Genomic DNA, 6,219 nt, shown 5'->3' on the forward strand with positions numbered 1-6,219 from the left:
AAAAACTCTGTGCTTTCTGTGAATCCTCCGTGTCCTCCGTGGTCATTTTAAAACACTATTAGCTAGATTAGGTAGGTTTAGGCGGAGGAAGCAGTGAAAATGTCACACTTTCTCCCGGTCTTTTTTGAGCCAGCAGTGAAATGCTGGTTTCCGTCAACTGCAAGATTCGTGGATATCCACCTGTAATTTGAGCATCCCGCATAAGGACAATTAACTTTCCCGAAGGAGTAAGTTGAACTGTTCCGGGAAACACGGGCGAACTTAGTATTTCCGGTAGGTTATGTTCCAACGGTTCGTTCAACTGAATACCCAACCGGTTCTGCATGGAGGAAAGGGAAAAAGATTTATGCGTTAGTGTTTCTTGATTGTAAACGGAAAGCAAATGAAATTCAGGCCCGGCAAATACCTCTAAACTGCGGAAAAGCTTCCAATCCCTTATGCCTACCCGACAATTTGTAGGGGAATATTCGGGCATGGAGAAATGCATTACCACTTTATCTCCATCATGAAATCTAGATTTGGAAGTAATAGGGAAATAGAAACTTTTGCTTTCGAAAGGAGCAGGTACCTCAAATTTAGCAGTAAAAGCAAAATATAGCCACTGACCGGATCGAAATGGAGATATTTTGAGTACTTCACCTGGTTTGAGGGTAAATGGTTGGTGAGTTCGAAATACCTGTCCTCCCACCTGAATATCCGCATCCGCTCCCGCAGCGACTAGCAGGCAAGGCTGGTCTATTTTTAACGCAAGTCCACCAGCGAAAACTTCCAAACAGGGAGCACAAGCTTGGTTGCCCAACAACAAATTGGCAATTCCCGCTGAGATAGCGTCCATAAATCCCGCCGTCGGAATTCCAAAGTCAGCATAACCAAATCTTCCGGCATCTTGAACGGATGTAAATGGTCCAGCCTTGATAATGGATATTTCCCCCTTACATAACCTCATGATCCAAGCTTAATTCGGTGTTATCCCTGAGCATGTAATATTCATTCAGAGATATAGGACAGAATCGAATCCTATCTCCGGGAAGAAAAGGAGGCATTTTTTTCCGAAGGCTGTCAAAAAGCCTATACGGAGTCCTACCAATTACATGCCAACCTCCTGGACTGTCCATGGGGTATATCCCAGTTTGATGCCCCCCAATTGCCACAGAACCAGCTTGTATTATCGGATCCGGAACTGCCTTTCTAGGGGTATAAAGCCGCTCAGACAGCCCTCCCAAATACATAAATCCAGGCAAGAATCCATAAAAGAAAAGGACATACTCCCTTTGGCTGTGTTCATTTACTAGTTCCTCAACTGGAATCCGTTTGGAACTGGACAGTGGGAGAATATCCTTAGCAACATCTGACGAGTAACATACAGGTATGTACCATCTCTTTCTCGGAGGGGCCTTTACAGTTTCCGCATTTTCTATCAACTGCATAATGTCGTTCAAATCAATTGGCTCGGAAATGAACTCCTTAAAATGAAGCGTCATACGGTGATATCCCATACGGATTTCCCGCAATTCAGTGCTTAGGTGTTTCAACAGATAGGCTTTGATTGGAAGCATTTTCAGCAAGGTTTCTTCATTTATCCCTTCCTTCCAGCTAATTTCCAACAGGTTATACGATAACCAAAAAAACTCGGGCTCCTTTTTCATAATCCAGGCATTTCCGAATTAGACAATAGTTGATGTAGCTTTTTAGCTGTCTCTATGGCTCCAGGATGGTCTCCATGCACACAAAGGGTGTCTGCCTGAATAGGAAGCCAGTTGCCGTTAATCGACTTAACTCGTTGACGATAGACCATTTCTTCCACCTGCCGTTTGATTTCTCCCCAATCCTCAATACATGCGTCGGGTGACGATCTAGGTACTAGGGTAAGGTCATCTTGATAACGTCGGTCCGCAAAGACTTCGTGTTTAACTGGGATTCCCTCCGCAGCAGCCAATATTGCCAGCTTAGATCCAAAAGGAGCATATATCAAAATAGTTGGAAAATGATGTTTTAGCAGATCAACGATTAAAAATGCGAGATTGGTATCAGTCGCCGCTTCATTATACAATGCACCATGGAATTTTATATGGTGTAAGGGTATTTTCAATTCGTTCAAGTAGCTCTGAATTTGACAAATCTGCCAAAGAATATTTTCAGAAAGATCCTCTTTCGAAATATCCATGTGCTTCCGACCAAAATTCTCCCGATCCGGATAAGATGGATGAGCACCTATCTTTACAGCGTGGGTCAGGGCAAGGTCTATAGTATATCGGATGCTGTCCCTACCCCCTGCATGCCCTCCACAGGCGATATTACAACTGCTGATATAGGGCATAATGCCCGCATCGTTGCCGGTTTGCTCACCCAAATCGGCATTGATATCCAGGAAGTTTTTTTTGAGTTCATGCATTTGGAAACTCCGGTTCGCAGCGGGTAAAGTTATTGCTTTACACTAGAAAAACCAACCGCTAGGAAGGATCTGACCAAAGCAGATTGGCGAAAAGGGCCACCTGTAGGTATCCTTTTGTTTTACCGTTAAAGTTTTGGCCCAGCCATCCCGTCTGTACATTCAAGCTTCGGTTAAACTGATATCCGATTGCTGTATAAAAACGGTTTCTGTCATAGGGAGAGTCTTCTATATGAAAAAACGCCTCATTATAAACACTAATAAACAGCGTCTTTGGTCCCATCCGTTCCTTATTCAACGGGGCGTTCACCATCAACCTATACCTAATTCGATCCCTATATTCGGTTCCTACAAAACGTTGTTCCACTCGCCCTCGATGTTCTATAAAAAAACGCCCAATGCTATGAAAATACAGCCCTTGTTGCCAGATTCTGTGCTCCAAAACCGTGTTTCCAACCGCATCATCCGGAGGGTAACTTTCAATGTATCCATAGCCGGCCGTGACCCACAGGTTTTTTTTAAGGTGGTAGTTGACCCCGCCACGAAGTAAGAGTTGTTCTTCCTTATGGCTGATATTATAGGATCGGTCTTGGATTTCTGTGTGGATGCTCCACTTCTCCGCAATTTCCGTTCGGTTAAAAAACATAAGCCACATGCCTTGGCCTTCCTGAAATACGGTCTGGCAATTTGCAGCAAATGAAACTAAAGTAAATAAGGATAATAGAAAAGCACTTTTCAACATAATATCTAAATGGGTATGCTGCAAATATCGCAAAATCACGGCGCCTTTCCTTCATTTATCGGGTGAAGGACTTTTGGGTTGTTTTAACGGTAGGTTTGGGGGAAATTTTAATGGATATGAGTTATGAGTTATGGGTTATGGGTTGACCATGCCTAAAAAACGTTGACCGTTTACTACTACTTTTCACTCATTATACTGCAGTGATGATGCCTGAAAAACGATGAGCGTTTACTGCTACTTTTAACCCATCATACTGCAGAGGTTACATCTGGGTTGGGAGCTTTTGTTTGGCCTGTATGGGGGGGCACGACGACCTGTTTCGAAAGAAAAAAAGCTTTATTGACGTCATTGATCGCCCTCCCCTTAAGTTGCAAATCCTGTGATAGCGTAGCGGTTACGGGAGGGCAGGGAAGGGGTGGGGCTTTTTGGCCGAGATGATGGTTGTAAAAGCCAATCCTTACCTCAAAAACCGAATCTATCGATTTTAGACATTCCTTTTTTATATAGTTGATGGGTTTTCAGGTTGTTGGGATGATTGACAATTGACAATTGATAATTGACAATTGCTGTTACAACAAATCATGCAGGAGTTACGTCTTAATAGAAAAAATCAGTATTATGAAAAATCTCTTAATTGCTGGCTTTATTGGAGTGTTACTGGCATTAGGTGCTTGTAATCCCGTGAAAGTTTATTTAGAAAAGAACGAAATGGCTAACCCAGATGCGTTCAACACATTCTATGTAATCAGTCAGTTTTATGATACCCAGGCCTTCAATTCTCCGGTATTGGAAGAAAATCTGCAGCGAAGCCTAACTGAGGGGATGGAAAGGTTTGGTTTTGAACAAAATTCAGAAAAACCGGACTTGATCGTGCGCTATAACACTGTGCTTACGGACCGTAAGAAGGAAGTTAACACCATGCCCATGAACCCCTATGGGTTTGGCATGAATCCTTGGATGTGGGGTAACCCATGGATGATGGGACCCGGCATGCGCGGGGGAGGTTATCGCGTGGAAAAATACGATCTTGGGGAACTTGTCGTCGATTTTATCGATACCAGACAGGACAAGGTAGTCATGCGTATCTCGGCAGTTGGTGAAATCAACAAGCCCGATCATAAAAGCAAAAACCTTAAATCCTCCGTGGAAAAAATACTTTCGGAATTTGCCAAGACCATAAAAACTTAAAAGCCGTTAGTATCTGAATTAATCAAGTGGGTAAAGGAAAATCTTTACTCACTTTTTTTATTTAGAATAAACCTTCAATGTGTTTAAATTTCAAATAGGGTCCATTAGGTTCACAATCCAAAAATAAATCTAAATCTCCCTTCATTTTTATTTAGGTCCCACAAAATGTCTTGTAATTTTCTTCCCATTCTACTTGTGGGGTTACCTGATAATTGGTGAAGGCTTTATTTGGGGTATATGGATCCCTTAGCAAGTCTAATAAGGTATTAAAGAGATTCATATCCCCTGCAGCGGCATTTTCCAGTGCTTCTTCTACCAGGTGATTGCGCGGAATAAATTGGGGGTTGTGTGCTGACATGACTTCCTGGGCAGCTTCAAGAGTTTGTCCGTGGCTTCCGGCCCTTTTGATCCAACGCAGGTACCATTCCTGAAATCCAGGTGAATCCATTCCCTGCTCATTAGTGAAGTTGTCAGTTCCGACGGCTATAAAGGTATTGGTATAATCCATTTTGAACTCTTGCATCAAATCCATCAGGTCTTCGACAAGTTTTTTGTCTTTTTCATCTTCTCCCAAAAGGCCTAGTTTTAGCCGCATTGCCCGAAGCCATTCCTTTCGATATATTGTCGGAAAAGAATTCAGGGACTCCTGTGCTATAGAGATGGCAGTCTCCTTATCTGAATGAAATAAGGGAAGTAAGGCACTTGCTAAACAAGAAAGATTCCAGTGGGCAATTTGTGGCTGATTTCCAAAAGCATATCTCCCCTGAGTATCTATAGAACTGAATACTTTATTAGGATCATACGCATTCATAAATGCACAGGGACCAAAATCAATACTTTCACCGGCAATACTCATATTGTCGGTGTTCATTACCCCATGAATAAATCCTACCCGAACCCATTCGGCAATCAAGGCTGCCTGACGATTCATGACTGCGTTAAAAAATTCCAATGTCGGATTTTCGGAATTCATACAGGCAGGGTAATGCCTTGCGATGGTGTAATTCAGCAGCTCTTTAAGTTCCTCTTCCGATAAATACTGCCGGGAAAATTCAAAGGTGCCCACACGGATATGGCTTTCCGCAACCCGTGTCAATATGGATCCTGCCTGAACTTGCTCTCTATAGACAGGTTCTCCGGTAGTTACTACAGCGAGTGACCGGGTACTGGGAATACCTAATCCATGCATGGCTTCCGAAATTAAATATTCCCGCAGCATGGCTTTTAATGTGGAGCGCCCATCGCCTCCCCTTGAAAATACCGTTCTCCCGGATCCCTTAAACTGGATATCCTTCATTTCCCCGTCAGGAGTCATTTGCTCACCTAGCATAATGGCTCTACCGTCCCCCAACATCGTGAAATTACCAAACTGATGCCCGGCATAAGCCTGGGCAAAGGGCTGACTGTCTTCGGGAAGCAGATTACCTGCAAATAACTTCGCGAGGTGATTTTCATCTACTCCTTCAAAGTTTAGTCCCAAGTCCTTGGCAAGTTGTTTATTTAATAATACGATTTTTGGCTCCTTTACAGGAACGGGGGCCTTCAAACTGTAGAATTTTTCGGGAAGGGAAGTATATGTATGCTTAAGATTCCATCCGGAACCAAGAGTATGGGGGTTTGACATGATTTTCACTTTAATTCTTGTCTAGTCAAACAGTACTTTTCATGCTATAATTCCAGAAATAAAAGTAAACTCGCTAATACCATCATATATCATTTAATTAATCTGAATAATCCATACAATCCGCAAAATCAGTGTTCCATTCGCTTCAAAGTAAAATAGAACACGGATTATACGGATAAAACGGATAAAGCGGATTTTTTGTGTTGGATTAAACCTCGACATCAATAAAAATAATCCGTACAAATCCGTACAATCCGACAAATCCGTATTCCAATC

The 6,219-nt window shown here is 42.6% G+C and carries 7 protein-coding genes; 1 reads left to right on the top strand and 6 read right to left on the bottom strand.

The window, feature by feature from the left end:
- Positions 1-67 precede the first annotated feature (67 nt).
- Genes FQ608_RS25845 through FQ608_RS25860 form a run of 4 tightly spaced genes read right to left on the bottom strand, consistent with a single transcriptional unit; the run spans position 68 to position 3,131 of the window.
- A complete protein-coding gene (locus tag FQ608_RS25845; protein WP_158861403.1) occupies positions 68-946 on the bottom strand; it encodes a 5-oxoprolinase subunit C family protein in 879 nt (292 codons plus the stop codon).
- The gene (locus FQ608_RS25850; protein WP_158861404.1) at positions 933-1,646 is read right to left on the bottom strand and encodes a 5-oxoprolinase subunit B family protein; all 714 of its coding nucleotides are present in this window, start codon (positions 1,644-1,646) and stop codon (positions 933-935) included. Before FQ608_RS25850 ends, FQ608_RS25845 begins: the two co-directional genes overlap by 14 nt.
- Entirely contained in the window at positions 1,643-2,392 is a 750-nt protein-coding gene (pxpA, locus tag FQ608_RS25855) for a 5-oxoprolinase subunit PxpA (protein ID WP_158861405.1), read from the bottom strand. The genes FQ608_RS25850 and pxpA overlap by 4 nt, the downstream gene beginning before the upstream one ends.
- A gap of 58 nt (positions 2,393-2,450) precedes the next feature.
- Positions 2,451-3,131, bottom strand: a complete 681-nt coding sequence (locus FQ608_RS25860) for a DUF2490 domain-containing protein (RefSeq protein ID WP_158861406.1) — start codon at positions 3,129-3,131, stop codon at positions 2,451-2,453.
- Positions 3,132-3,749: 618 nt separating this feature from the next.
- Here FQ608_RS25860 and FQ608_RS25865 point away from each other — a divergent pair.
- Positions 3,750-4,319 (top strand): DUF4136 domain-containing protein, encoded by a 570-nt coding sequence (locus FQ608_RS25865; protein WP_234364409.1) that lies wholly within the window; start codon positions 3,750-3,752, stop codon positions 4,317-4,319.
- Between the two features lie 151 nt (positions 4,320-4,470).
- On the opposite strand, the gene FQ608_RS25870 is transcribed toward FQ608_RS25865, so the two are convergent.
- Positions 4,471-5,943 carry a protein adenylyltransferase SelO gene (locus FQ608_RS25870; protein ID WP_158861407.1) on the bottom strand — a complete coding sequence of 491 codons (1,473 nt, stop codon included), beginning with the start codon at positions 5,941-5,943 and terminating at the stop codon, positions 4,471-4,473.
- A 93-nt stretch (positions 5,944-6,036) separates the two neighbouring features.
- A partial coding sequence (locus FQ608_RS27690) for a hypothetical protein (RefSeq protein ID WP_234364410.1) occupies positions 6,037-6,219 on the bottom strand: 183 nt, incomplete at its 5' end.

Source organism: Lunatibacter salilacus (genome assembly GCF_009797935.1).
GTDB classification, from domain to species: domain Bacteria; phylum Bacteroidota; class Bacteroidia; order Cytophagales; family Cyclobacteriaceae; genus Lunatibacter; species Lunatibacter salilacus.

Bases quoted from the DNA above. Each gene is read 5' to 3' on its own strand.
- FQ608_RS25845 (WP_158861403.1), bottom strand. From the start codon at position 946: ATGAGGTTATGTAAGGGGGAAATATCCATTATCAAGGCTGGACCATTT.
- FQ608_RS25850 (WP_158861404.1), bottom strand. From the start codon at position 1,646: ATGAAAAAGGAGCCCGAGTTTTTTTGGTTATCGTATAACCTGTTGGAA.
- FQ608_RS25860 (WP_158861406.1), bottom strand. From the start codon at position 3,131: ATGTTGAAAAGTGCTTTTCTATTATCCTTATTTACTTTAGTTTCATTT.
- FQ608_RS25865 (WP_234364409.1), top strand. From the start codon at position 3,750: ATGAAAAATCTCTTAATTGCTGGCTTTATTGGAGTGTTACTGGCATTA.
- FQ608_RS25870 (WP_158861407.1), bottom strand. From the start codon at position 5,943: ATGTCAAACCCCCATACTCTTGGTTCCGGATGGAATCTTAAGCATACA.
- pxpA (WP_158861405.1), bottom strand. From the start codon at position 2,392: ATGCATGAACTCAAAAAAAACTTCCTGGATATCAATGCCGATTTGGGT.